At 69.5% G+C, this 26,300-nt stretch carries 20 protein-coding genes; 8 read left to right on the top strand and 12 right to left on the bottom strand.

The annotated features are described in order from the left end of the window. Positions 1–20 precede the first annotated feature (20 nt). The 3 genes from CEK65_RS05605 to CEK65_RS05595 are packed head-to-tail and all read right to left on the bottom strand — an operon-like array spanning position 21 to position 2,417. Complete coding sequence (locus CEK65_RS05605) at positions 21–617, bottom strand: hypothetical protein (protein ID WP_152181036.1); 597 nt, start codon at positions 615–617, stop codon at positions 21–23. Next, complete coding sequence (locus CEK65_RS05600; RefSeq protein WP_152181035.1) at positions 614–2,059, bottom strand: TonB family protein; 1,446 nt, start codon at positions 2,057–2,059, stop codon at positions 614–616. Before CEK65_RS05600 ends, CEK65_RS05605 begins: the two co-directional genes overlap by 4 nt. Beyond that, the gene (locus CEK65_RS05595; protein WP_010340889.1) at positions 2,049–2,417 is read right to left on the bottom strand and encodes a BlaI/MecI/CopY family transcriptional regulator; all 369 of its coding nucleotides are present in this window, start codon (positions 2,415–2,417) and stop codon (positions 2,049–2,051) included. The genes CEK65_RS05600 and CEK65_RS05595 overlap by 11 nt, the downstream gene beginning before the upstream one ends. A gap of 200 nt (positions 2,418–2,617) precedes the next feature. Between CEK65_RS05595 and CEK65_RS05590 the strand changes: the two genes are divergently transcribed. The 8 genes from CEK65_RS05590 to CEK65_RS05555 all read left to right on the top strand — a co-directional run bounded on the left by CEK65_RS05590 (position 2,618) and on the right by CEK65_RS05555 (position 14,367). Further along, on the top strand, positions 2,618–4,573 hold the full coding sequence (locus tag CEK65_RS05590) for an acetyl-CoA hydrolase/transferase C-terminal domain-containing protein (RefSeq protein ID WP_152181034.1): 1,956 nt from the start codon (positions 2,618–2,620) through the stop codon (positions 4,571–4,573). A gap of 363 nt (positions 4,574–4,936) precedes the next feature. Next, positions 4,937–6,058, top strand: coding sequence for a phosphatidylinositol-specific phospholipase C1-like protein (locus CEK65_RS05585; RefSeq protein WP_152181033.1), 1,122 nt, complete (start codon positions 4,937–4,939; stop codon positions 6,056–6,058). 132 nt (positions 6,059–6,190) lie between these two features. Next, positions 6,191–8,920, top strand: coding sequence for a TonB-dependent receptor (locus CEK65_RS05580; protein WP_152181032.1), 2,730 nt, complete (start codon positions 6,191–6,193; stop codon positions 8,918–8,920). A 250-nt stretch (positions 8,921–9,170) separates the two neighbouring features. Beyond that, positions 9,171–9,656: a hypothetical protein gene (locus tag CEK65_RS05575; RefSeq protein WP_226980478.1), complete on the top strand. Its 486-nt coding sequence runs from the start codon at positions 9,171–9,173 to the stop codon at positions 9,654–9,656. Positions 9,657–9,782: 126 nt separating this feature from the next. Continuing rightward, complete coding sequence (locus tag CEK65_RS05570; protein ID WP_152181030.1) at positions 9,783–10,517, top strand: DUF3348 domain-containing protein; 735 nt, start codon at positions 9,783–9,785, stop codon at positions 10,515–10,517. Positions 10,518–10,527: 10 nt separating this feature from the next. Next, positions 10,528–12,984: a DUF802 domain-containing protein gene (locus tag CEK65_RS05565; protein WP_152181029.1), complete on the top strand. Its 2,457-nt coding sequence runs from the start codon at positions 10,528–10,530 to the stop codon at positions 12,982–12,984. Beyond that, positions 12,981–13,631 (top strand): OmpA family protein, encoded by a 651-nt coding sequence (locus tag CEK65_RS05560; protein WP_017909860.1) that lies wholly within the window; start codon positions 12,981–12,983, stop codon positions 13,629–13,631. The genes CEK65_RS05565 and CEK65_RS05560 overlap by 4 nt, the downstream gene beginning before the upstream one ends. Beyond that, positions 13,621–14,367, top strand: a complete 747-nt coding sequence (locus CEK65_RS05555) for a DUF2894 domain-containing protein (protein WP_152181028.1) — start codon at positions 13,621–13,623, stop codon at positions 14,365–14,367. The genes CEK65_RS05560 and CEK65_RS05555 overlap by 11 nt, the downstream gene beginning before the upstream one ends. Positions 14,368–14,485: 118 nt before the next feature. Here the strand turns inward: CEK65_RS05555 and tkt are convergent, their stop codons facing one another. The 9 genes from tkt to CEK65_RS05510 all read right to left on the bottom strand — a co-directional run bounded on the left by tkt (position 14,486) and on the right by CEK65_RS05510 (position 26,254). Further along, complete coding sequence (gene tkt, locus CEK65_RS05550) at positions 14,486–16,486, bottom strand: transketolase (RefSeq protein ID WP_152181027.1); 2,001 nt, start codon at positions 16,484–16,486, stop codon at positions 14,486–14,488. Positions 16,487–16,652: 166 nt separating this feature from the next. Continuing rightward, positions 16,653–17,966, bottom strand: coding sequence for a dicarboxylate/amino acid:cation symporter (locus CEK65_RS05545; RefSeq protein ID WP_152181026.1), 1,314 nt, complete (start codon positions 17,964–17,966; stop codon positions 16,653–16,655). A 259-nt stretch (positions 17,967–18,225) separates the two neighbouring features. Continuing rightward, entirely contained in the window at positions 18,226–18,996 is a 771-nt protein-coding gene (locus CEK65_RS05540; protein WP_152181025.1) for a hypothetical protein, read from the bottom strand. 145 nt (positions 18,997–19,141) lie between these two features. Next, a complete protein-coding gene (locus CEK65_RS05535) occupies positions 19,142–20,854 on the bottom strand; it encodes a BatD family protein (protein ID WP_152181079.1) in 1,713 nt (570 codons plus the stop codon). A gap of 41 nt (positions 20,855–20,895) precedes the next feature. Then, the gene (locus CEK65_RS05530; protein WP_152181024.1) at positions 20,896–22,758 is read right to left on the bottom strand and encodes a tetratricopeptide repeat protein; all 1,863 of its coding nucleotides are present in this window, start codon (positions 22,756–22,758) and stop codon (positions 20,896–20,898) included. Continuing rightward, on the bottom strand, positions 22,755–23,777 hold the full coding sequence (locus tag CEK65_RS05525; protein ID WP_152181023.1) for a VWA domain-containing protein: 1,023 nt from the start codon (positions 23,775–23,777) through the stop codon (positions 22,755–22,757). The genes CEK65_RS05530 and CEK65_RS05525 overlap by 4 nt, the downstream gene beginning before the upstream one ends. Further along, the gene (locus CEK65_RS05520; RefSeq protein WP_152181022.1) at positions 23,774–24,241 is read right to left on the bottom strand and encodes a DUF4381 domain-containing protein; all 468 of its coding nucleotides are present in this window, start codon (positions 24,239–24,241) and stop codon (positions 23,774–23,776) included. The genes CEK65_RS05525 and CEK65_RS05520 overlap by 4 nt, the downstream gene beginning before the upstream one ends. Then, complete coding sequence (locus CEK65_RS05515) at positions 24,238–25,176, bottom strand: DUF58 domain-containing protein (protein ID WP_152181021.1); 939 nt, start codon at positions 25,174–25,176, stop codon at positions 24,238–24,240. Before CEK65_RS05515 ends, CEK65_RS05520 begins: the two co-directional genes overlap by 4 nt. Positions 25,177–25,234: 58 nt before the next feature. Further along, positions 25,235–26,254, bottom strand: a complete 1,020-nt coding sequence (locus CEK65_RS05510) for a MoxR family ATPase (RefSeq protein ID WP_017914104.1) — start codon at positions 26,252–26,254, stop codon at positions 25,235–25,237. Between the last annotated feature and the right edge of the window lie 46 nt (positions 26,255–26,300).

Here is a 26,300-nt window from a genome sequence, read left to right as displayed (position 1 = left end):
GCACACTGCGATCGCGGCGCTCAGCGCGCGCCGCCGACGCGTCCCGACTGCACGCTGGCCTTGCCCTGTCGGACCTCGAAGGTGAACGCGTAGGCCAGCGTCACCGGCACCTCCTGCACCGACTGCGCATCGTCGCAGCGCCCCTCCTGCGCCGGCCGCTGCGCCGGATCGGCATAGGTGCAGATCGCCGCCGGCACGAAGCGCCAGTGCGCGACCGCGTCCTGCACCGCCTGCAGCAGATCGGCCATCTCCGGCTGCGCGCCCGCGCTGCAGTCCGGGCGATCGTTCAACAGGGCGCTGCGCTCCACCATGCCTTGCGCGGACAGGATCACCCGCACGCACACCGTGGTCGGGGCCAACGTGCGGCGCAGCGACGCGCCTGGCAACTGCGGCGTCGGCGCCTGCAGCGGTTGCGGCATGCGGAACACTTCCTGCGGCTGCATCCGATACGACTGCACCGCCGCTGCACCGGGCGCCGCGCCGAATCCTGTTTCCAGCATGCGCTGATCCACCGAGTCGATGCGCTGGGTCGGTTGCGGCGCGTCTTTCGGCACGTGGCTGGCGCAGCCGGAAAGGACCAACGCCAGCAGCATGCCGGTCCGCAAGTGCGCACTCATCGCACGGTCCGCGCCATGCCGCACAGCGGCGCGGCGCCGCCCTTGCCGGAGAACACCTTGTCGCACAAGCTCGCCAAAGTGTCGCCGGCATCCTCGCCCAGGCGATACCAGCGGTAATTCGCAGCATCGGCGACGCCAGCCGGCGCCTCCTCGGGGTACATTTCCACGTCGAACGCGACCGGGATCTTCACGCGGCTGGCCACAGCGCGTCCGTGCGCAGTCGCCGGCGAGAAGCGCCACTTCCAGGCGGCGGTGACCGCGGCAGCATCCAAGACTGCGCTACCGCTGCCATGATCCAGCACGCGCACGCCGCTCGGCGCCCCGTGCGCATCCACGTCGACCAGCAGGACCAGCTTGCCGGAGACGCCGGCACGCACCGCTTCATGCGGGTATTTCGGGGGCGGCATGTCGATCACCTTGGCAGGCCGCGCTCCGGTCCGCGCGGCGACCACCGACGCCTGCTGCACCGATCGTGCCGACGTGCCATCCACCTCGCTCGCGGCAAGATCGCGCGCCACGCCCGTGGCATCTGTTCCAGTTGGCAACGCCAGTGCCATCGCACTCCCGCTCAACGCGGCCAGCGTCACCGCCGCGAGGCCCAGACGACGCCGCCAACCACGCACCGCCGGGCGCCGCAGCAAGGCAATGCGCTGGCACAGGACGCTGCCCGCCTGCCAATGGCAGCCCACCGGCAAGGCCAACGCGTCCAACTGGGTCTGCAGCATCGCCTCGGCGTAGTGCCGGCGCGTGCCGGGATGGCGAACCAGCACTGCGGCATCGCAGGCCAGTTCCTGATCCAGCCGGAAACGCGTGGCGGCCCAGTGCAGCAGCGGATTGAACCAGTACACGCAGCGCAGCACGGCGAGCAGCAGATTGCTGCGGGTGTCGCCGCGGGCGATATGCATGCGTTCGTGCGCCAGCACCAGTTGCGCCTGCGGCGGCGGATAGCGCGCGGCGAAGTCCATCGGCACCACCACTTGCGGCCGCCACGCACCCAGCACCAGCGGCCCATGCAGCGCATGCTCGGCGACCAGCACGCCATCCTCGCCAGGCTGCAAGCGACCCAGGCTGCGCCGGTAGCGGCGCTGCTGCCGCCACAATACGGCCGCCGAGGCCAGCGCACCCGCCAGCCACAACGACAGCAACCAGACCGTGGCATGCCCGCTCGCCGACACGCCGTCGCCTGCCGACATCTGCGCCCGTGTCACGCCGACCAGCACCGCCGGCATGTCCAGCGCCAAGCCCGCCGGCAACGCTGGACGCCAGCCGCTGGGCAACAGTGCCGCCAGCAGCGCCAATGGCACCGCGATCCATAGCGCGTAGGCGATGCCGGCGCCGAACGCGCGCCGCATCGGCACGCGCAATGCCAGCACCGCCGCGATGGCCACGCTGACGACCAGCGCGGTACTCCCGAGGTCCTTCACGATCCCGTCAATGCTCATCGTCCAGCTCCTGGATCAGTCGTTTGAGTTCGGCGATATCGGCATCGCTGAGCTTGCCGCGTTCGCTGAAGTGCGCCACCAACGGCGCGATACGGCCGCCGAACAGGCGGTCGAGCAGGCCTTCGCTCTGTTGCTGCACCCACTGCGCGCGCTGCAGCAGGGGCGTGTACAGATAGCGGCGGCCTTGTTTGTCGGCGCGGATCGCGCCCTTGTTGAGCAAGCGGTTGAGCAGGGTCTTGACCGTGGGTTCGGCCCAGCCGCCATGCCCGGACAAGGCGGCGAACACCTCCTCGGCGCTGAGCGGGTGCCGCTCCCACAGCACCTCCATGACCACGGCTTCCGCATCGCTGATCGACATTTCGTTTACGCCCGTAAATTTTCAATGATTACGCGCGTAAACAAAACGCATGTCAAGCGTTTTTTGCGCAACGACCGATGCCCTGGCGATCGGCATGCCCCCACGCCCGGAGGTCGTCGCCGCCAATCGCGTACGCCGCGGCACCGCGCGTATCGGTCGCGCATCACGATCGACGCAATCGCCGGCACACCCTCTAAGCTATGCCGATGACCGATCACCTCGACGACCTCGACGCCGCTGCCGACCTGATCCTGCAGCGCATCGCCGGCCCGCTGCGCGTGGGCGCACCGCTGGGCCTGGGCAAACCGCATCGCCTGCTCAACGCGCTGTACGAGCGCATCGAACACGATCCGACGCGGCCGCTGCAGATCTACACCGCGCTGTCGCTCAATCCGCCGGCGCCCGGCGGCGGGCTGCAGGGCCGTTTCGCGCGGCCGTTCGTGCAGCGCCACTTCGGCGAGGACTTCCCGCGCCTGCGCTACGTGCAGGCGATGCAGCGCGATGCGCTGCCGGCACACATCCAGGTCGAAGAGTTCTACATGCAGTCCGGCGCGTTGCTGCGCTCGACCCAGGCGCAGCGCAGCTACACCAGCCTCAACTACACGCATGCCGCCGATGCGGTGGCGCAGCGTGCGCCGAACCTGATCGTGCAGAAGGTGGCGCGCGAACCCGACGGCACCCGGCTGTCGTTCTCGTGCAACAACGACATCACCCAGGACACCCTGGCCGCAGTGCAGCGGCGCGGCCTGCCGCGGCCGCTGCTGGTGGCCGAAGTCGATCCGCAGTTGCCGTGGATCGGCGGCTGCGCGGCGGTGGAGCCGAGCTTCTTCGACGTGGTGGTGACGCCGCCGGGGCCGTATCCGCGCCTGTTCGGGCTGCCACGGCAGCCGGTCGCCGATGCCGATTACGCCATAGGCCTGTACGCCAGCACGCTGGTGCGCGACGGCGGCACCCTGCAGATCGGCATCGGCACCCTGGCCGATGCGCTGTGCCACGCGCTGGTGCTGCGGCATACCGACAACGCGCGCTACCGGCAGGTGCTGGCGGCGCTGGATCCGGAACTGGAGCGGCATCCGGCGGTACGCGAATGCGGCGGCCTGGAGCCGTTCGCGGTCGGCCTGTTCGGCTGCAGCGAGATGCTCAACGAGGGCTTCAGGCAGTTGGTCCAGTGCGGGGTGATCCGGCGCAAGGTGCTCGACGACGCGCCGCTGCTGCAGCGCGTGGCCGACGGCACTGCCGATGCGCAGGACCTGCGGCGCCTGGAGCGCGAGGGCGAATACCTGCAGGGCGCGTTCTACCTGGGTTCGCCGGAGTTCTACGCCTGGCTGCGCGACATGGCTCCGCAGGCGCGCGCGGCGATCGGCATGCGCCGCATCAGCGAGATCAACCAGCTCTACGGCGACGAGGCATTGCGCCGGGTACAGCGGCGCGAGGCGCGCTTCTTCAACTCGTGCATGATGGCCACCGCGCTCGGCGCGGCGGTGTCCGATGCATTGGACGATGGCCGCGTGGTGTCCGGCGTCGGCGGCCAGTACAACTTCGTGTCCATGGCGCACGCGCTGGACGACGCGCGCAGCGTGTTGATGTTCCGCGCCGTCCGCAGCGATGCCGGCGCAACGCAATCGAACGTGCGCTGGAACTACGGCCACACCACCATCCCGCGGCACCTGCGCGACCTCTACGTCAACGAGTACGGCATCGCCGACCTGCGCGGCCTGACCGACGAGGACTGCATCGCAGCGATGGTCGGGATCGCCGACGTGCAGGCGCAACTTGCGTTGCTGGAGACGGCGAAGGCCAACGGCAAGCTGGCCGCCGACTTCGCAGCACCCACGCACTGGCAACGCAATCAGGCTGCGCGCGTGCGCGACGCGCTGGCGCCGTTCCGCCGCGACGGCACCCTACCCGACTATCCGCTGGGCAGCGATTTCACCGAGGTCGAGCAGCGCCTGCTGCGCGCCCTGTCCTGGCTGCAGCAGCACACTGCCAGCACCGGCGCCAAGCTGAAGACGGTGGCCAGCGCGGTGCTGGCGCGTCCCGCGGCGGATGCCGCCTGCATGCAGCGCATGGGGCTGGACGCGCCGCGCAGCCTCGGCGAACGGCTGGAAGCGACGTTGCTGGCATTCGGCCTGCAGCGCACGCGCACGCCGCAATGACGCACGCGCGGCAACGGCAGGCAGCCACCCGGCGACGCAGGGTTTACGTGTAGAAACGGCTCGACGCGCCCTGGGCCAATAGCCGCAACGCGCGCGATCGGAAACACCAGTCGCGGCTAAGCCGCTCTCGCAATAACGACAACACTTCGCGCTGAGTTGCGGCAAAACCGCGTCGCCGGCGGTGCTTGTCCAACCAGCCGCAACAACGTGACGAGGGTCATGCACGCATGGGACACCGCACACGATCGTGGCACAGCGCGGTCCATGACACGATTTGGCAACACCCGCGTCAACTCCACTCGGGATGCTGTCGAGATATCGTTACCAAGCGTAGCCACGATGCTCCCCCAACGTTCTGTCCCGATGTCGTCGAAACTCCGCAGCGCGCCAGCTGCGCTGCGCGCCCTGCTGGCGGTGTTGGCGCTGTTGCCATCTGCGCTGTGCGCCGCACCCAGACTTAGCGACCTGCAGTACATCGGCAGCCACAACAGCTACCACGCCGGCTTCGCGCCCAGCGAAGCGGCGCTGTGGAAACGCCTGGATCCAGCGACGTTCGCGGTGCTGGACTACCGGCATCCGCCGTTGACGCAGCAACTGGACGACGGCGTGCGCCAGATCGAACTGGACATCTACGCCGACGCCAAGGGCGGACGCTACGCGCACCCGGCGATGATCGACCAGCTCGCCAAGGCCGGGCTGCCGCCGGCTCCGCCGATCGCCGCGCCGGGCGTGATGCAGCGGCCGGGCTTCAAGGTCATGCACATCCAGGACCTCGACCAGCGCAGCACCTGCCAGCCGCTGCTGGCCTGCCTGCGCGAGGTGCGGGCGTGGTCGCAACGGCACCCCGGGCATCTGCCGATCTTCATCCTGCTGGAAACCAAGCAATCCACCGTGCCGGCGGCCTTCCCCACGGTGCAGCCGGAGCCGTTCGACGGCAAGGCGCTGGATGCACTGGATGCCGAACTGCGCTCGGTGTTCGCCGCGAACGACTACATCAGCCCCGACCAGGTACGCGGCAGCGCGGCCACGCTCAACGCCGCCGTGCTCGCGCAGGGCTGGCCTGCGCTCTCCGCGGCGCGCGGCAAGGTGGTGTTCCTGCTCGACCAGCGTGCGGTCGGCCCAGCCTATCTCGCCGGCCATCCGTCCTTGCGCGGCCGCGTGTGCTTCACCAACGCCGATCCCGGCGCCGACGACGCCGCCTTCGTCGAGCGCAACGACGGCAGCGCCGACGAGATCGCGACGCTGGTGAAGGCCGGCTACCTGGTGCGCACCCGCACCGACGCGGACCTCAAGGAAGCCCTGCGCAACGACACTGCGCGACGCGACGCCATGCTCGCCAGCGGCGCGCAACTGCTCAGCACCGACTTTCCCGATCACGAACCGGCCGCCTCCGGCTACGTGGTGCGCTTCCCCGACGACGCCGTCGCCCGCTGCAATCCGCAGCGTCCGCAGGCCGACTGCCACGGCGTCGACCTGCGCCACTGAACGCCATTGGCCGCGCGACGTCGCGGCCACGCCCCACACGTACGCAATGGAAGGCCTGGGCGATCCGCGCGCCGGCATCGGCGTGTCCGGACTTCGGATCGCAACCGCTGTTTCCCCCAACGAGCCACCCCCATGCTCCCGTTTCATCGCCCCTGCCCCCTGTGCTGTGCCATCGCCCTCGCGCTTGCGCTCTCGCCAACCGCCCGCGCCAGCGACGCCGATGACGCCAGCGCACGCACCACCACCCTGGACTCGGTCAACGTGCAGGCCACGCAGGCCACCGTGCCGGGCTCATTGGACGAACAGCGCCTGTCCAACGGCGTCAACAGCGTGATGAGCAAGCAGCAGATCGATGCGATTCCCTCCGCCGGCATCGCCGACGTGGTCGCGCACCTGCCCGGGCTGTCGGCCTACAGCGACATGCACCTGGGCCAGGCCACCACCGGCGAGAACGCCTACGTCAGCATCCGCGGCCTGGATGCCAGCTACAACAGCTACCGTCTCAACGGCTTCGGCATGCCCGAGACCGATTCGTCCACGCGTGCGATCTCGCTGAACATGCTCGCGCCGTTCGGCATCCAGTCGGTCAAGGTCTCCAAGTCGCCGACCCCGGACCTGCCGGGCGACGCGATCGGCGGCGCGATCGACATGCGCACGCCCAGCGCGTTCGACTTCGATGGCGACTTCTACGGCAAGACCACCGCGCAAGGCCAGTTCAACGCGCTCGCTTCCGACCTCGGCGGCAAGCACACCGGCGGCACGCTGCAACAGGAGCTGGCCTGGAAGTTCGGCGACGACCACGCGTTCGGCGTCTATGCCTCGGCCTACTACGGCAAGAACAACAACATGGCGCAGGCGCCGGCGCCCAACAGCGCGTACTTCCCGGCGGATCCGGCGCAGGCCAAGGCAGTGGATCTGCGCGATGTCGGCCCGCTGCTCAGCGCCCGCTACAAGTACAGCGTCTACACCAGCCAGATCGAGCGCTACGGCGGCAACCTCGCCTTCGACTGGCAGGGCGAGCACACCACCCTTTTCGCGCGCGCCATCTACGGCAGCTACAACGTCACCGGCCAGCAGGACCAATCCAGCGCACGCCTGGAAACCGTCAACAACCAGCCGACGGCGGTGCGTGGCGGCTACTTCAACACTCACGACATCAAGGAAACCCTGGCCACGCTGCAGTTGGGCGGGCAGACCACGCTGGATCGTCTGCGCTTCGATTACGGCAGTTCCTTCGGACGCGGCACGCGCAGCCGCCCGGACTACGTCGCCGCAAGCCTGTACGGCTTCACCCCGGGCAGCTTTGCGTTCGACCTGAGCGACCCGACCTATCCGAGCATCGCCCCGAGCTCGCCGGCCCTGAAAAACTTCTTCTACAGCCTGGATTCGGCGCTGTTCTGGAAGACCCAGGGCCACGATGCCGGCAGCCACGACAACCGCGCCAGCGCGCATGCCGACATCAGCTACCGCGTGGACGGCGACGTGCTCGACGAGGTCAAGACCGGCCTGTCGCTCGATCACGCCGACCGCGGCTCCTACGATCACCCGTTCTTCCACAAGGACGGCAATTTCGTCTACAACGGCCCCTACTTCGGCGGCAGCAACTACGTGTTCCCCAACGCCGGCGGCCCGCCGCTGAGCGCCCTGCCCGGCCGCCTCACCTACGCCGCCTTCGATGGCCACTACGCCGGCCCGTTCAAGATCCTCGACCGCGACTGGGTGCGTGCGCAGGCGGTGCCGTACAAGTACGTCAACGATCCCAATGGCGCCGGCATCTATACCGCCAACGACTACAACGCCAACACCACCTCCAGTACCGAGGCGATCTACGCTGGCTACGCGATGGCCACGCTGCATGTCGGCGCGGTGACCATCCTGCCCGGCGTGCGCTACGAACTGACCCGCTACTCCGCCGATGCCTGGCAATCGAACGGCGACGGCATCAACGGCCGCTTCGTCGGCAGCGGCCGCAGCTACGGCGAGTTGTTGCCGGGCATCAGCCTCAACTATCGCCCGGACGAGCTGACCGTCTACCGCGCCTCGCTGCGGCGCAGCTTCAGCCGCCCGGCGTTCGGGCTGATCTCCGGCGAGACGGTGTACACGGTCGACCCCACCCAGAAGGTCATCGGCATCTCCAAACCCAATCCCGACCTGCAGCCGAGCAAGGCCGACAATGCAGACCTGTCCGCGGAGTTCTACGACCGCAACGGCGGCGTGCTCAGCGCCTCGACCTACTACAAGCGCATCACCGGCTTCATCTACACCTCGCAGTCGGCGACCAGCAACGACAACACGCTCGGCGGCCTGGTCCCGACCGGCACCACCTTCGAGGACGGCGTGCCGGTGACCATGCCGCAGAACGGCGGCACCGCGACGCTGTACGGCGTGGAACTGGCCGGCAGCAAGCGCCTGCAGGATCTGCCTGGGTTCTGGAGCAACTTCGGCGTTGCCGCCAACCTGACCCTGCAACACAGTTCCGCCGACAGCAAGCGCACCGACCAGCCCGAAAAGACCTGGCTGCCGCGTGCGCCCGAGCGCATCTACAACCTGGACCTGTTCTACGACGACAGCCGCCTGCGCGCGGACCTGAGCTACAACTACACCGGCCTGCAACTGCTCGGCCTGACCAGCGACCGGCTCAACTACTACCTGCAGCCGGTCAAGTCGCTGGACTTCACCGCCACCTACCACCTGCCGCACGGCATCGACGTCGGCATCGCTGCCAAGAACCTGCTGAATTCGGCCACGTTCTACGAGACCCAGGGCAAGTCCACCCGCTACATGGCCTACGACCCCGGTGCCGATGGCGCCTACGTGGAAACCGGGCGCGTGTACATGCTCACGCTGAGCTATACCTACTGACGCTGCCCTGCCTCCGCCGCTGCGGCGAGTGCCTTGCGTGCAGACTGCACGCAAGGCATTGGGCAGGATGCACCAGCGCCGCGCCCCGCCCTCAGAGGCCACTCCTGGCGCCGAAGCATCGAGGGGTGCGGCAATCCTCCGCAAGCTGCATCGCGCTTCCTCGGGCTGAAGACCCGGGCATCTAGGGACATTTCCCGATCCCGCACATATCGGCACGCAGCGACAGTGGCTGCGCGACGACCATGTCTGCATGGCGCGCAAGCCGACCATCCATCCCATTGCGAACCAAGGATTCCCTTTTATGAACATGCGCCCATCGCTCTGCGTTCTCCTGCTCGTGCTGTCGACACTGCTGCCCTTTGCTGCGCTGGCCGCTCCGCCCGCCACCGTCGCCAGTTGCGCGGGCATCGCCGCCGCCTATCCGACGGACCTCGGTCCGCGTTGCAACAGCAACTACGCGAAGATCAATCACCAGCCGCAAGACGCCGCACAGCGCCTGCAGACCTACTATGCGCGCGTGGAAGTGCTGAAGATCTTCAGGAAAGCCCTGTTGTGCAATGGCCTGTATGGCGCCGGGGCATCGGCGCAGCAGAGCTTCGGCAGCGGCGAAAACGGCCATCTGCAGGCACTGGCCAATCTCTACCAGAACATGCAGAACGACCCGAACCGCCCCGCGGCGCTGTATACGGCTGCCGATCTGAAAGACATCAAGATGAACAAGCCGCAGTGCAAATGAGGCAACGCATTCGCACCGAACGCCAGGCGCGCTGAGGTCGCTGGCGTCCCCTTGCGGTTCGGCATCGGCCGCCTCCGGGCAGCCGATGTCATTCGCGTGTAAAATTGCGGGTTTTTGACCACTCACATGGCGAAAGCCCCTCCACGGGCGCCCGTCCCGGGCCCGGCCTTCATTCGCCTGCTGGCGCGCCTGAGCGATGCGTCGATGCCCGCGTCCAGCCCTGCGCTGGCCGACCGGCTCGGCCAATGGATCGACTGGAACCGCGCGGTGGCGGTGTCGCGGGCGCTGGACGGCAAACTGCCCGAGCCTGCCGAGGACGCCCCCGAGGCGCCGGAACCGTCGGCCCTGGAGGCCGAATGCGGCCGCGTGCGCGCTGCGCTGGAAGAGAGCATCGCCCTGGACATCGCCAAGGAGACCGGCAAGCCCGTGGGCAAGCGCCAGCACGACCCCGACGCACCGATCGACTACGCGCCGTTCCGCCAGCGCTACCTGGCGCTGCAGCGCGCGATGCTCACCGCCACCGGGCGCCTGCGCGGGCTGCTGCGCGATGCCCTGGTTCCGCTCTCGCCGGACATGGCGCGGCTGGCCGAGGTCGATGCGGTGATGGAACTGACCCTGAGCCCGCGCGAGCAGACCCTGCTGGCGACGGTGCCCAACCTGCTGGAAGCGCATTTCCAGCGCCTGCGCGCCGCCGCGGCGACGCCCGCCCCCGATCCATCCCTCACCGACGTTCCGCCGGCGCCTGCCGACACGGCCTGGCTGGACCTGTTCCGCCAGGACCTGCACAGCGTGTTGCGCGCCGAGCTGGACGTCCGTTTCCATCCCATCGAAGCGCTGCTCGCCGCGCTTCGCAGCCGTTGATCCGATCCTCATGCCCAAGACCCTGCTCCATTCCGTCCTGTTCCTCGCCGGCCTTGCCGTGGTCTGCTGGATCGGCGTCGGCTATCTCGGTTCCAACCCGCTGGGCGCCAGCTTCGCCGCGCTGATCGGCCTGTGCTACCTGGCCGGCATCGCGGAGCTGTACCGCTACCGCCAGGCCACGGCGACGTTGCAGACCGCGCTGATCGAGGTCGAGTCCGCGCGCCACGACCTGGGCGGCTGGCTGCAACGGCTGCACCCGAGCCTGCGCAACGCGGTGCGCCTGCGCATCGAAGGCGAACGCGCGGCCCTGCCGGTGCCGGCGCTGACCCCGTACCTGGTCGGCCTGCTGGTGCTGCTGGGCATGCTCGGCACCTTCCTGGGCATGATGGCCACCCTGCGCGGCACCGGCCTGGCACTGGACAGCGCCACCGATCTGAATGCCATCCGCGCTTCGCTGGCGGCGCCGCTGAAGGGCCTGGGCTTCGCCTTCGGCACCTCCATCGCCGGCGTCGCCGCCTCGGCGATGCTCGGCCTGCTCGCCGCGCTGTGCCGGCGCGAGCGCCTGCAGGCGGTGCAGCACCTGGACCTGCACGCGGCGACCGCGCTGCGCACGCATTCGCTGGCCTACCAGCGCAACGAGGCCTTCAAGCTGCTGCAGACCCAGGCCACGCTGATGCCGAGCCTGATCGAGCGCATGCAGACGATGATGGCGGCGCTGGAACAGCACAGCGCGGTCAGCGGCGAACGCCTGGCCAGCAGCCAGGACGCCTTCCACAGCCGCACCGAGGCCGCCTACACGCGCCTGGCCGGGGCAGTCGAACACGCCCTGCAGGCCGGTGTGGCCGCGCACGCGCGGGCGTTCGGCGACGCGCTGGAACCGGTGGTGCAACGCACGCTGGACGGCGTGGCGCGCGAGACCGCCGCGCTGCAGGGCACCGTCGGCCAGGCGGTGCAGCGGCAACTGGACGGCTTGGCCAGTGGCTTCGCCCAGGCCGCCGAGCAGGCCACGCAGCGCTGGGACAGCGCGCTGGCCGAACAGCAACGCGTCAACGGCGCACTGCTGCAGGAACTGGGCAGCGCGCTGCAACGCGCCGGCGACGGCCTGGAGCAACGTGCCACCACGCTGGTGGAGGCGACCGCGGCACGCCTGCAAGCCGCCAGCGACGACGCCAGGCAGGCCTGGAGCGAGGCGATGGCGCAGCAACGCGAAGCGAACGACGGCCTCGCCGCGCGCCAGGCACAGGCACTGGACGCGGTGGCCAGCCGCCTGGATGCCACCGCCGAAGCTGCCCAGCAAGCCTGGAGCACGGCACTGGAACAGCAGCGCGAGGCCAACGCCGCACTGGTCGCACGCAACGCGCAGGCACTGGACACCGTGGCGACGCGGCTGGACGCCACCGCCGAGGCCGCACAGCAGGGCTGGGACGCTGCGCTGGCCCAGCAGCGCGCGATCAACGACACCCTCGCCACGCACACGACGCAGGCGCTGGAGACCGTGGCGACCCGGCTGGACGCCACCGTCGAGGCCGTGCAACAGGCATGGAGCGCGGCGCTGGCGCAGCAACGCGAGGTCAACGAGGTCCTGGCCGCGCGCAACGCGCAGGCGTTGGACACCGCCACGGCCAGCCTGGAACACCGTGCCGCCGCCCTCGCCGAGACGCTGCAGCAGGCCCATGCCGACCTGCAGGACGCACTGGAAGCGCGCGACCAGGCGCGCCTGCAGGCCTGGACCGACAGCTTCACCGGCATGGCCGCGACACTCGGCGCGCAATGGGAACAGCACGGCGAGCGCATCGCGCAGCGCCAGCAGGAGATCTGCAGCACCCTGCAGGAAACCGCGGCGGCGATGTCCGAGCAGGGCCAGGCACAGGCGCGCGACACCATCGCCGAGATCGAGCGGCTGGTGCAGGTCGCCTCGGAAGCGCCGAAGGCCGCGGCCGACGTGGTCGCGGAACTGCGCCAGAAACTCTCCGACAGCATGGTCCGCGACACCGCCATGCTCGACGAGCGCAACCGCCTGCTGGCCACGCTGCAGACCCTGCTGGAGGCGGTCAACCACGCGTCCACCGAACAGCGCAGCGCGGTGGACGCCCTGGTCGCGACCTCGGCCGATCTACTGGAGCGCGTCGGCAGCCGCTTCACCGACCAGATCGACGCCCAGACCGGCAAGCTCGACGACGCTGCAGCGCAGGTCGTCGCCGGCGTCACCGAGGTGGTCAGCCTGAGCGACGCATTCTCCGGCGCGGTGCAGGCCTTCGGCGAATCCAACGCCGCCCTGCTGGAACGCCTGCAGGGCATCGAGCAGGCGCTGGACAAGTCGCTGACGCGCAGCGACGAGCAACTGGCCTACTACGTGGCGCAGGCGCGTGAGGTGATCGACCTGAGCATGCTCTCGCAGCAGCAGATCACCGAGGAATTGCGTCAGCTCGCCGCGCGCCAGGCGCCCGACCAGGCCGACGCGGCATGAGCGACGAGCTGGAACTCGAGGCCGACAACGGCGCACCGGTCTGGGCGGTGTTCGGCGACCTGATGTCGGTGCTGCTCGGCGCCTTCGTGCTGATCCTGATCGGGGTGATCGGCGTGCAGTTGCAGCTGTCGAACAAGCTGGATGCGGAAATGCGCCAGCGCCAGCGTGAAGCGCAGCAGCGCAAGACCCTGGAACAGGCGCTGGCCGCGCCGCTGGCGGCCGGCCGGGTGACCCTGGTCGACGGCCGCATCGGCATCCGCGGCAACGTGCTGTTCGCACTGAACTCCGATCAGTTGCAGCCGGAAGGCCGCGACCTGCTGAAGAGCCTGGCCGCGCCGCTGGCCGGCTACCTCAAGGCGCGCGACGAGATCCTGATGGTCAGCGGCTTCACCGACGATCGCCAGGTGCGCGAGAGCAATCGCCAATTCGCCGACAACTGGGAACTGTCGGCCGAGCGCGCATTGACCGTGACCCGCGCGCTGATCGAGGCTGGCGTCCCCGCCGATGCGGTCTTCGCCGCCGCCTTCGGCGCGCAGCAGCCGGTGGCGCCGAACGTGGACGAGGCCGGACGCGCCAGCAACCGCCGCGTGGAGATGGCGCCGCTGCCGCGCATGCGCAAGAGCGCCGCGACGCCGCATGCGCCCTGATCGGATCGCCGCCACCGATCGCCTCGCCGCCTGGCGTGCTGAGCATGCCGAGCGGCTGGACCCGCTGCGCTTCCGCTTCCTCGAAGCGCTGGCGCGCCGCACCGAGGCGCAGCAGGGCAAGGCGCGGGAACTGCTGGAGCAGAAACTGTCCGCGTTGCTCGACGCGTACGCCGCGGCACTGGACGCGGCGCCGCAAAGCGCTGGCGATGCCGAGGCCGCAGTGCGAGCGATGCAACCCGGCCCGCTCGGCGCCTTGCTGGCGCAGTTCCGCGCCGCGGCGGTTGCGATCCGCGCCGGCAACGACCACGGCGCCAACCTGGAGGCCAACGACGAAGCCCCCACGGCGACCGATGCCATCGACACAGAACTCCCCGCACCATCGCCCTTGCCCACCGCAGCGGCCGCAGCGGCGCGACTTACCGCACCGCAACTGCCCGCGGTCGAAGACGCGCGCCGGCTGTGGACAGAACTGCGCAGCCGCAGCCAATTGCGGCAGTCGCTGCAACCGGCCCCCGCCGACGCCGGCCCGCTCAACTCCGGCGTGCTGGTGCATCGCGCATTGGCGTTGATGCGCACGCTCTCGCCCGGCTACCTGCAGCACTTCCTGTCCTACGTCGACGCGCTGTCCTGGTTGCAGCAACTGCAGGAGGCGGGCGCACTGGCGACGCCACAGAAATCCGGCAGCGCTGCCGGCAAGCCTGCGACGCCGCGCGGCAAGCCGCGCAAGCGCGGTTGACCCCATCACCGATGCGCATCGCGCCGATTGCGTGGTCGTAGGGGCGGCCCTTTCCTCGCACAGGCAAGAAAAAGGCCGGCATGCGCCGGCCTTTTTCGTCACCTGTCGTGGAACCGGCTTACAGCGCCTTCGCCGCCGCCACCACGTGCTCGGCGGTGATCTGGAAGTGCTTGTACAGCACGTTCGCCGGCGCCGAGGCGCCGAAGCTGTCGATGCCGACCACGGCGCCGTCCAGGCCCACGTAGGCGCGCCAGAACGCGGTGACACCGGCTTCCACCGCCACGCGCTTGCGCACCGCCGACGGCAGCACCGACTCGCGGTAGGCGGCGTCCTGGCGATCGAACACGTCGGTGCAGGGCATCGACACCACGCGGGTCTTCAGGCCCGCGGCATCCAGCGCCTGCTTGGCTTCCACCGCCAGGCCCACCTCCGAACCAGTACCGATCAGGATCACGTCGGGCGTGCCGCCCTCGGCATCGGCCAGCACGTAACCGCCGCGCTCGATCAGCTTGATCTGCGCCTCGGTGCGAGCCTGGAACGGCAGGTTCTGGCGGCTGAACACCAGGCAGCTCGGGCCGTCCTTGCGGGTGATCGCGGCCTTCCAGCTCACCGCCGACTCCACCGTGTCGCAGGGGCGCCACACGTCGTTGTTGGGGATATAGCGCAGCGACGCCAGGTGCTCCACCGGCTGATGGGTCGGGCCGTCCTCGCCCAGGCCGATCGAGTCGTGGGTGTAGACGTGGATCGCATGCGCCGGGATCAGCGCGCTCATGCGCACACCGTTGCGCGCGTAGTCGCTGAACACCAGGAAGGTGGCGTCGAACGGAATGAAGCCGCCATGCAGCGCCAGGCCGTTGGCGATGGCGGTCATGCCGAACTCGCGCACGCCGTAGTACACGTAGTTGGCGTTCGGATCGTCCGTGGCGACCGACTTGCTGGCCTTCCACAGGGTCAGGTTGGAATGCGCCAGGTCGGCCGACCCGCCGACCAGTTCAGGCAGCAGCGGCGCGAACGCCTCGATCGCCATCTGCGAGGCCTTGCGCGAGGCGATGGTCTGGCCTTCGGCGGCCTGCTTGGCGATGTAGGCGTCGGCCTGGGCGAGGAAGTCTTCCGGCAGCTCGCCATGCGAGCGGCGGGTCAGTTCCGCGGCTTCGGCCGGGTACTGCTTGGCGTACTTGTCGAAGGCCAACTCCCACTCGGCCTGGCGCAACGTACCGGCACCGCCGGCGCGCCAGCCGTCGTAGATTTCCTGCGGGATCTCGAACGGCGCATACGGCCAATTCAGCGCCTTGCGCGCGCCTTCCAGTTCTTCCTTGCCCAGCGCGGCGCCGTGCGAGGATTCCTTGCCGGCCTTGGTCGGCGCACCGAAGCCAATCGTGGTGCGACAGCACAGCAGGGTCGGCTTCTCGCTCTCGGCGATCGCCGCCTCGATCGCGGCCTTGACCGCATCGGCGTCCTGGCCGTCGACATCACGGATCACATGCCAACCGTAGGCCTCGAACCGGGCCGGGGTGTCGTCGCTGAACCAGCCGGCGGTGTTGCCGTCGATGGAGATATGGTTGTTGTCCCAGAACGCGACCAGCTTGCCCAGGCCCCAGGTGCCGGCCAGCGAGGCGGCTTCGTGGGACACGCCTTCCATCATGCAGCCGTCGCCCATGAACACCCAGGTGCGGTGGTCGACGATCTGGTGCTCGGGGCGGTTGTAGCGCTGCGCCAGCAACTTCTCGGCCAGCGCGAAACCGACCGCGTTGGCGAAGCCCTGGCCGAGCGGACCGGTGGTGGTCTCCACCCCGGGGGTCTCGCTGCGCTCCGGGTGGCCGGCAGTCTTGCTGTGCAACTGGCGGAAGCGCTTGAGCTCCTCGATCGGCAGGTCGTAGCCGGACAGGTGCAGCAGCGCGTACTGCAGCATCGAACCATGGCCATTGGACAGCACGAAGCGGTCGCGGTTGAACCAGTGCGGGTTGTTCGGGTTGTGGCTGAGGAAGTCGTTCCACAGCACTTCAGCGATGTCGGCCATGCCCATCGGCATGCCGGGATGGCCGGAATTGGCGGCCTCGACCGCATCGGCGGCAAGGAAACGGATCGCGTTGGCGAGTTCGCGGCGGGTAGGCGTCGTCATGAGGGATCTGTCGGAAGCGGGCGCGTGGCGTCGGGCCCACTATTGTCCCACAGGCGGGGATTGGGGATTGGGGATTGGTAGCGTCACCGGCTGGACGCCCGAGATGGCGCAGGAGCGGCTTCGGCCGGTCCAACGCGTGGCCCGTCAGGCCGCGACGCTGCCGCCTCTACGAATCCCCAATCCCGACTCCCGAATCCCCGCCATCCTCCCCCTTGGCCACCATCGTGGTCAGGGCCAGATCGCCGGTCACGTTCAGTGCGGTGCGGCACATGTCCAGGAAATGGTTGACGCCCAGGATCATGCCGATGCCGACCGGGTCCACCCCGACCATCGCGCAGATCAGCGCCACCACCGGCAGCGAGCCGGACGGGACACCGGCGGTGCCGATGCCGCCGAGAATACAGACCAGCATCACCATGCACTGCTGCGCGATGCTCAGCTCCACGCCGAAGAACTGCGCCAGGAAGATCACCGTCACGCCCTCGAACAGCGCGGTGCCGTTCTGGTTGGCGGTGGCGCCGACGGTGAGCACGAAACGCGAGACCTTGTGCGGCAGCCCCATCTGGTCGGCCACGCGCAGCGCGGTCGGCAGGGTGGCGTTGCTGGAGGCGGTGGAGAAGGCCATCACCGTCGCTTCGCGGGTGGCGCGGAAGAACCACAACGGCGAGCGCCCGGCCAGGCGCACCGCCACGCCGTAGCTCACCACCATGTGCAGGCCCAGCGCCAGCACCACCACGCCCACGTAGGCGCCCAGCCGCACCAGCAGCTCGAAGCCGAACAGCGCCGCCAGGTTGAACATGAAGCAGGCCACCGCATACGGCGCCAGGCGGATCACCAGCCCGATCAGGGTCATCGAGATCTCGAATACACCCTCGATGCCGCGGCGCAGCGTCGCCACCTTGGCGTCTTCGCTGAGCACCATGCCCACGCCGAACATCACCGCGAAGAACATCAGCGACAGGATCGCGCCGTTGCTGGACGCGGCTTCGACCACGTTGTCGGGCACGATCGACAGCAGCATGTCCATGCCGTGCGGCTGGTGCTTGCTCTGGTCGACGATCTGCGCGGTGCGCTCCACGTTCTGCTGCAGCAGTTGCTGCGCCAGCTCGCGATCCACGCCGATGCCCGGCTTGAGCACGTTCACCAGCACCAGACCCAGCAGCACCGCCACACCCGACAGCACCACCGTGTAGCCCAGCGTCTTCCAGCCGATCCGGCCGAGCGCGCGGATGTCGCCCATCTCCGAAATGCCCATCACCAGCGCCGAGAACAGCAGCGGCACGATCAGCATGAAGATCAGATTGAGGAACAGCTTGGAGAACGGCGTGGTGAGGTACTTGGTCAGCGCCTGCACCCAGGCCGCATCGCCGCCTACGCTCATGTGCACCGCCAGGCCCAGCACCAGCCCCAGGACGAAGCCGATCGCCATTTTCCAATGCAACGGCATGCCGGTTTCGGCCTTCACGGGGGTGTCGGTCATGGTGTGCGCCTTGCAAGGAGGAACTCCCAGCTTAACAAACCATGAGCAAGCATCGAACAAACGGGCCTAGTGCGATTGCATGGCAAGGCCGCCTTCTATCGGCGCCGTCGCGACAACAGGCTTAGCAACCACGCTCCGCCAGCCACAGCTGCGCTCGCACACAAACGCAGGAGTTGCGAAGCGGCTCCCCACGCTCACTGAAGACGCGAATGGCGCGAAGCTGGGTCACGCCATTCGCATCATTCACGTTATCGAGGCCTTACTGGGACTGTGCCTGCATCAATGCATCCCTACCTGCCGAGGTCAGCGTACTTCCATAGCCCACGACCGCCCGCCCCGTATTTGAGCAGGTGAAAGTGACCTCAAAGATGACGCCATTGAGGCGGATCGAACCAGATGTCGTGCGGCATACGCGCTTGACTGATGCCGCCAACTCGGCGAAGCCCCTGGCATTTTGGGCCGCTTCCGTTGAAGTAGATCCAATGCCACTGATAGTATCCGACCTTCCCAACCCACCACCCGTATTCGGGTAAGCACACGAGAAATCGGTAATGAACCCACCATTCAACAGCTGGATTTGCGCGGACGAACATTGGTAGCCCGATGAGGCCGCATACAACTTCGCAAAGTCCAGCACGTTATTCCCAGCGTCGGTTGCCGTGGTACCGATACCAGCAATCTGCCCCGATCTCCCGAGCCCTCCACCGGCATTTTTCAGGGAACAGTTGAAGTTGGTATTGAATGCACCTGGAGTGGCCTGAAAACTCCCGTATGAACAACTCAATCCTTGATCCAGCAACTTCGAGAACTCATTAACATTGCTTACGGCGTCGTCCAGCGTCGTCCCGAAGCCGCTTATGTTCGAACCATCACATGTGCGATTGACAACGTACCCACCTGCGAACACTTGGCTGCTAATTCCTCCGCACGTTGCCAGGGGACCGATCGAAGAGTTGGCGGCCCTTACCTCCGACGGCGCGGCACCTAAACAGCAGGCAGTCAATACAGCCAATGTGAAAACCCTTTTCATGTTGCGATCCTCCTAAGTGGCGCTGCTTCCGGCAGCGCCACCAAATCTATCGCGCTTCACTGGACAAGGCACGACAGCGATCACACCACGACGTTTTCGTCACACTGCATCGCTGCAAGTGCTCGCAGAAGGCACAACGATGGATTCAGGCGTCGCGCGGATACAGCGGCGGCAGCTCGTCCTTGCCTTGCTTGCGCGACGTAGCGCGCCAGCGCGGTCCGGCCCAGAACGCCTGACGCAACGCGGCGCGCGCACCGGTCACATCGCCGCCACCGCCCCAGCGTGCGTGCTGCATGCGCAGCACCGCGTCGCGCTGCGCCGGATCGTCCAGACGCTGCACCACCGTATCCAGGTCGGCGACGCCGGCCTGCGCGCACAGGATCGCCGCGACCTCGTCCAGACCGCCGCTGTCCAGGGCCTTGCGCAATTCCGGCAATGCGGCGCGCGCCGTCGCGGGTGCCGATGTCGCACCCGGCGCAGCGTTGGCTGCCGAGCCCGGCAGCGCTGCAACGCCGCGTGCACGGCGCAAGCGGCGCCAGGCCCAGACCAGGGTCGCCAGCCACAGCACCGCAAAGCCCGCGGCCAGCGCCATCCACAGCGGCGACGAGGCGAGCCATCCCCGCAGGGTATGCGTCGGCGCCACCGCGGTGTCGGCGGGAACCACGCTCAGCGTCGGCGCCGCGGGGGTGACCGGGGCGGGGGCCGGCGCGGGCACGCCCTGCCCGGGCTGCACCTGCAGGGTCAGGTCCGGCAGGCTGGCCTCGCGCGCGGCGCCGGCGCCGACGTCCCACCAGGGCATGCGCAGGCCACGCACCAGTAACGGGCCGGCCGCCTGCGGCACGATCGAGTAACGGCGGGTGACGGTCACCTGCGGCCCGCCATCGACGAAGCGTTCCTGCACCTGCGGCGGCTCGGCGAACACCTGCGCGCCATCGACGCTGGGCGTGGGCAGTTCGGGGAACTGCGCCTGGGTCGCGCCGCGTGCCGTGGCCTCGACCACGATGTCGGCAGCCTCGCCGGCCTTGGCACGCTGCGGCGTGGCGGTGTAGCGCAGGCGCAGTTCGTGCAGCGGCAGCCACGGCTGCGGCGCATTGGCCGGCTGCGCGCGCACCTGCAGGGTCTGCGCGGTACCGCGCGCATTGAGTTCGCCGCCGCGGCCGAAGTAGTCGTCGAAGAAGCCGGTGGGGCCGCGGCCGCTGAAACGCGCGCCCGGCAACAGCAGCGAGCCGCTGCGCTCGGGCACCAGCAGGTAGTGCCGCTCGACCACCGTGTACATGCGCCCGTCGATCTGACGGCGGTTCTGGATGTCGTCGCCGACGCGCTGCAGCGACGCGCCGGCCGGCGCGTCCAGGTCCAGCTCGCCCGAGCTCAGCGGCACACCGAGATACAGCCGCACCACCACGCCCACGCTCTGCTGCACGTAGGGCCGCGCGTCGTCGACGACGGTCTGCACGAAGACGTCGGCGTTGCCCACCTGCGCGGGCACGTCGGCATTGGCGGTGGCCGGCACCGCGGCGCTGGCCGCGGCCACCTCCAGCCGCAAGGGCGCGGTGCGTTCGTTGCCGACCTGCAGCGACGGAATCTCCAGCGTGCCGGTGCTGCGCGGCGTCAGCATCACCCCGAACAAGGACTTCGACGAGACCGCGCCGTTGACGATCTGCATCTGCCGGCTCTTGACCTCGTTGCTGAGCGTGAAATCCGCGCGCAGCGGCGCGTAGTCCGGCGTGGCCGCCGCCTGGTCGGTCTCGATGTTGAGGGTCACGCCCTCGCCGGCGCCGACGTTGTCGCGATCCAGCCACGCGCGCGTGGCGGCAGCCGCCGGCAGCGCCAGCAGCAGCGCGGCCAACACCATCAGCATCGCGCAGGCGCGGGCCCCCTGGCCGAGTCGCTTGAAGTGGATCATGGTTCTTGTTCCCGCTGCCTGCGTTCGTGTTCCAGCCTGAATTTGGCGCGCAGCAGATTGCCCGGATCGTCCGGCACCCGCCGTAGCCACGCCTCGACCGCCTGACGCTGCTCGCGTTGCTGCGGCGTCTCGTTCGCGGCGGCAGCGGCGCGCTCGGCGACCTGTTTGTCGGTGCCGCCCTGCTGTGCCATCGCCTGCCGCATTTGCTGGCGCTGCGCCGCATCGGCCTGCTGTTGCGCCTGTGCATCGCCCGGCTTCGGCGGCGCCTGTTGCGCGTCCTTGGCGCCATCGCGTCCCTGCTGGCCGTCGCGCTGCTGGCCGTTTTGCTGCTGGTTCTTCTGCTGCGGGTTCTGCTGGGCGCCGTTCTGCTGCTGACCCGCCTGCTGCTGACCCGCCTGCTGTTGACCGTTTTGCTGTTGACCGTTCTGTTGCTGGCCGTTCTGCGACTGTCCGCTCTTCTGCTGCTTGCCGTCCTTGCCCTGCTGGCCGGACTTGGAGTCCTGCGACGACTGGCGCTTGCGCGCGGCCTCCACCGCGGCGCGGTTGGCGATCGCATCGGCCATGCGCGGATGCAGTTTCAGCGCCTTGTCGTAGGCGTCGATCGCCTCGTCGTAACGGCCCTGCCGTGCCAGCGCATTGCCGAGGTTGTACCAGCCGGCGTCGCTGTCGATGCCTTCGAACTGCTGTTGCGCGGCGGCGAAATCGCCCTTGCGGTAGGCCTGCACGCCTGCATCGAGCCGTTGCTGGCGGACCTGGTCGGCACGTTCCCACCACCCGCCTGCGACAGGACCGAGTGTCGGCGTCTGTGCTGGCGCTGGCGCCTGAGCCTGCGCATGCACCGGTAGCGGCATCGCCAGCGGCGCCAACACCAGCAACAGCACCGCGGCGCCACCGCGACGGCGGAACGCGAGCAGGGCCAGCAGCATCAGCGGCGGCAGCAACCAATAGCCTTGATCGAGCCACACGCGGCCATGGCTTTCGTCGGCCGCCGTGGCGTCCGCTTCCTGCGGCCGCAGCACGCCCAGCGCGCGCAGATCCGTATCGTCTGGCGTCAACGCCGCGTAGCGGCCCGCGCCCGCTTCCGCCAGCGCGCGCAGCGCCCCCGCATCCAGTTGCGCGTGCGACAGCCGGCCCTGGTTGTCGCGGTAGGCCGCGCCCTGCGCCGTGCCCAGCCCCAGCGCGGACACGTGATAGCCCTGCCTGGCCGCGCGCGCCGCGGCCTGCTGCGCCTGCGCGTCGGCCTGGTCGCTGAGCACCAGGATGTCGCCGCGGGAGAAGCCGGCCTGGCGCAGCAACTGCGCCGCCCAATCGATCGCCAGGTCGGTGCGCTGCCCCGCCACCGGCATCACCTGCGGCGACAGCGCGTCGAGGAACAGGCCCACGTTCGCCGCATCGTCGGTCAGCGGCGCCACCGTGTACGGCTCGCCAGCGTAGGCCACCAGCGCCACTTCGCCGCCGGCGCGTTCGTGCAGCAGCCGCGCCAGCTTGGCCCGCGCCTGCAGCAGCCGCGACGGCGGCAGGTCGCGCGCGTCGATCTGCGCGGACAGATCCAGCGCGATCACCAGGGGCGTACGCGCCTGCCACAGCGGCTGCTGTTCCTGGCGCCAGCTCGGTCCGGCCAGCGCCAGCACCGCCAGCGCATAGCCCAGCGCGCCCAGCAACAGGCCAGCACTGCCCTTGGCATCGCCACGCGCGAGCAGATGCGGCAGCAGATGTGGGTCCACCGTGCGCCGCCAGATGTCATGGCGCCGCCGCCGGCGCCACCAGCTCCAGCCGAGCAACGGCAGCAACAGCAGCGCCCACAGCCATTCGGGACGCAACAGATGCAATGCCTGGAGGAACTCCATCGCGCGGGTCATTGCCGCCTCCAGGGCCAGATGAAGGACAGCAACGCCAGCACCAGCGCCGCGGCCAGTGGCCAGGCGTAGCGCTCGATCCGCGGCCGAACCGCCGGACCGGCCGAACGTACCGGCTCGAGCCGGTCCAGTTCGGCATAGATCGAGGCCAGCTCGGCGGTGTCGCGGGCGCGGAAGAAGCGCCCGCCGGTGTCCTGCGCGATCTTGCGCAGCGTGTCCTCGTCGACCTGGTCGTCGCCGCCGCTGCCGGGGATCGGCAGACCGAACAGCGACATGCCGCCATCGCCACCGAAGGCGATGGTGTACACGCGCACGTGTTCGGCCTTGGCCAGTTCGGCGGCCTTCAGCGGATCGAGCACGCCGGCGGTGTTGACGCCGTCGGTGAGCACGATCAGCACCCGCTCGCCCTGCTTCTGCTCGCGCAGGCGCTTGACCGCCAGCGCGATCGCGTCGCCCAGCGCGGTCTCGCGCCCGGCCAGGCCGACCACGCTGTCGCGCAACTGGTCGCGCACCGTGGCCAGATCCGCAGTCAACGGAGTCAGCGCATACGCCTGCTGGCCGAACACTAGCAGGCCGATGCGGTCGCCATCGCGGCGATCGAGAAAGTCGGCCAGCACCGCCTTGGCCGCGGTCAGACGATCGACCACGCGCCCGCCCAGGGTCATGTCGGGCTCGCTCATGCTGCCGGACAGATCCACCGCCAGCATCAGCTGCCGCGCCTGCTGCGGTGGCGCGATGGGTTCGCCCAGTTGCAGCGGCCGCGCCGCCGCCGCGCACAGGCAGAACCAGGCCAACCAGGCCAGCCACACGCTGGCGCGCCACAGCCCGCCGCGTGCCGGCGCGGCGGCCACGGCCTGCAGGCGCTCGCCATAGGGCACGCGCAAGGCCGGCGCATTGCCGCGCCGTGCCGGCAGCAGCAGATTGGCCAGCAGGGGCAGCGGCATCGCCAGCCACATCCACGGCCAGGCGAAGCCGGCCAGCAGGTCGCTGAGGCTCTGCCACGACGACGACACCAGGCTCATCGCCGTCCTCCACGCCGCGCCGCCATCAACGCCAGGAAGCGGCGCCGCGCCAGCGGCAGGAGCGCCTGCACCTGCGCCGGGTCCACGCTGGGCCGGTAGCCGCCATCGAGCAGCACACGGCCAGGGCCGGTGGAGAAATCCTGACGCTTGTCACCACCGTCCAGGAAGCGCAGCCAGTCCTCGCCCTGCAGCGTCGCAGCGGCCGGATCGCGGCGTTGCGCCGCACGCCGCAACAACTCAGAGACCGCGGCCACCTGCGCCGGCGGTTCGCCCGTACGCGTCGCCGCATCGAACTGACGCTGCCAGCGCTGCTCGCGCCGGCGCCGGCGCATCCATACCAACAGCGCCACGCCGAGCGTCAGCAGCAGCACCGCCGCCAGCATCCACCAGCCCGGTGCGGGCGGCCACCAGGCCGGTGCCGGCGGCAGATGCACATCGCGCAGGGGCAATTGCTGCGGGCTCATGCCGACGCCCCCCGTTGCACCGGCAGCAACCACGACTCGCTGGGTGCGTCGCTCAGCAACACCCGCACCTGCACGCCGCGGCCCGGCAGTTCCGCCGCCAGGGTTTCCAACGGCTGCACGAATTGCGCACGCCAGCGCTGTTGCGCGGTACTCGCCAGCAGATCCACCTCCACGCGGCGGCCGCTTGCCCAGAACGGCAGGGCGGCACGTGGCGGATGCACTTCCAGCGGATCGGCGAGCAGCAGCAACTCCACTTCGTTGTGCAGCGCCAGCCCGGCCCAGCGCGCTGCGGGCACGGCCTGCGCACTGGCCGGATCGGCCAGCACGGTCAGGCGCGATCCCGGGCGCAGCAGCTTGGCCGCGTGATCCAGCGCCATGCTCAGGCCCACATCGTCCTGCGGCGGCTGCGCATACCAGCGCGCCAGCGCATCGAGCACGCGCAGCACGCCGCGCGGCCCGGCGGCGGGCGGCACCGGCGCTTCGCTGCGGCTGCCGCGCAAGGCGGCCAGGCGATCGCCCTGGCGCTGCGCCGCCCATGCCGCCACCGCCCCGGCACGCGCCGCCTGCACCGATTTGAAGCGCACGCGCGTGCCGAAGTACAGCGATGGCGCGGTGTCGGCGACGATCAGGCTGAGCCGTTCGCGCTCGGCCTGGAACAATTTGGTGTGGGTGCGGCCGCTGCGCGCGGTGAGCCGCCAGTCGATGTGCCGCACGTCGTCGCCGGCCACGTACTCGCGCGACTCGGCGTACTCCATGCCGCGCCCGCGCATCGGCGACGGGGCGGCGCCACTGAGGCCATGGCGGCCTCGGCGCGGCGGCGGCATGCGTGCGACCGCGGCACGCAGGGCCACCAGCTCGGCCAGGCTGGGACGGATCCCCGCCTCGGCCGGCGCGGCAGCGTGCGGCATGCCCGGCGCAGTCGGCTGCGGTGCCATCGTCGTTACTCCGCGCGGAGGCGGGCGGCGGGCAGCAGCCGTACCTGGCGGCGTCCGGTCACGGCGGCGGCACCTTGTCCAGCAGGGCGGCGACCAGACGATCGCCGTCCCAGCCTTCGGCGGTGGCTTCGTAGCTGGGCAGCACGCGGTGGCGCAGCACATCGGCGGCGACCGCGCGCACGTCGTCGGGCGTGACGAAGTCGCGTCCGGCCAGCCAGGCGCGGGCGCGGGCGCACCGCTCCAATGCGATCGAACCGCGCGGACTCGCGCCCCAGGCGATGCGCCGCGCCAATGCGGCGTCGTAGCCGCTGGCATCGCGCGAGGCCAGCACCAGTTCGATCAGATAGCGCTCCAGCGGCGGTGCCATGTGCAGCGCCAGCACCGCGCGGCGCGCCGCGAATACGTCTTCCAGCGGCATGCGTGGCGGCGGCGCCTCGCCGGCCTCCAGCGTCTCGCGGGCGCGCTCGCGCGCCAGGCGCAGGATCTCCGCTTCCGCCGCCGCTTCCGGGTAGCCGATCCGCACATGCATCAGGAAGCGGTCCAGCTGCGCCTCCGGCAGCGGGAAGGTGCCCTCCTGCTCGATCGGGTTCTGTGTCGCCATCACCAGGAACAGCTTCGGCAGCGCATAGGTGTGCCGGCCGACGGTGACCTGGCGCTCGCCCATCGCCTCGAGCAGGGCCGATTGCACCTTGGCCGGCGCACGGTTGATTTCGTCGGCGAGCAGGATCGGATGGAAGATCGGCCCGGGCAGGAACTCGAAGCGACTCTCCTGCGGGCGCCACACCTCGGTACCGGTGAGGTCGGCCGGGAGCAGGTCGGGAGTGAACTGCACACGGGCGAAATCCGCTTCCAGGCGCGAGGCCAGGGCGCGGATCGCGGTGGTCTTGGCCAGGCCGGGCGCGCCTTCGACCAGCAGATGGCCATCGGCAAGCAGCGCGATCAGCAGGCGCTCCACCAGCGCCGACTGGCCGACGATGGTCTGGGACAGGCCGTCGCGCAGGGCGACGAACGCGGCGTGCAGGCGCTGCTGCTCGGGCGCGGCCGGCGGGGAATCGAGGGTCGGGGATGGAGTGTTCATTTGCGCAGTCTGACCGATCGCCGGTGAAAATGGTTCCGCGCACGGC

This window comes from Xanthomonas sp. LMG 12459 (assembly GCF_009192905.1).
Classification (GTDB): domain Bacteria; phylum Pseudomonadota; class Gammaproteobacteria; order Xanthomonadales; family Xanthomonadaceae; genus Xanthomonas_A; species Xanthomonas_A sontii.
The sequence above is the reverse complement of the archived record's forward strand: the minus strand, read 5'-3'. Positions and strand labels throughout refer to the sequence as shown.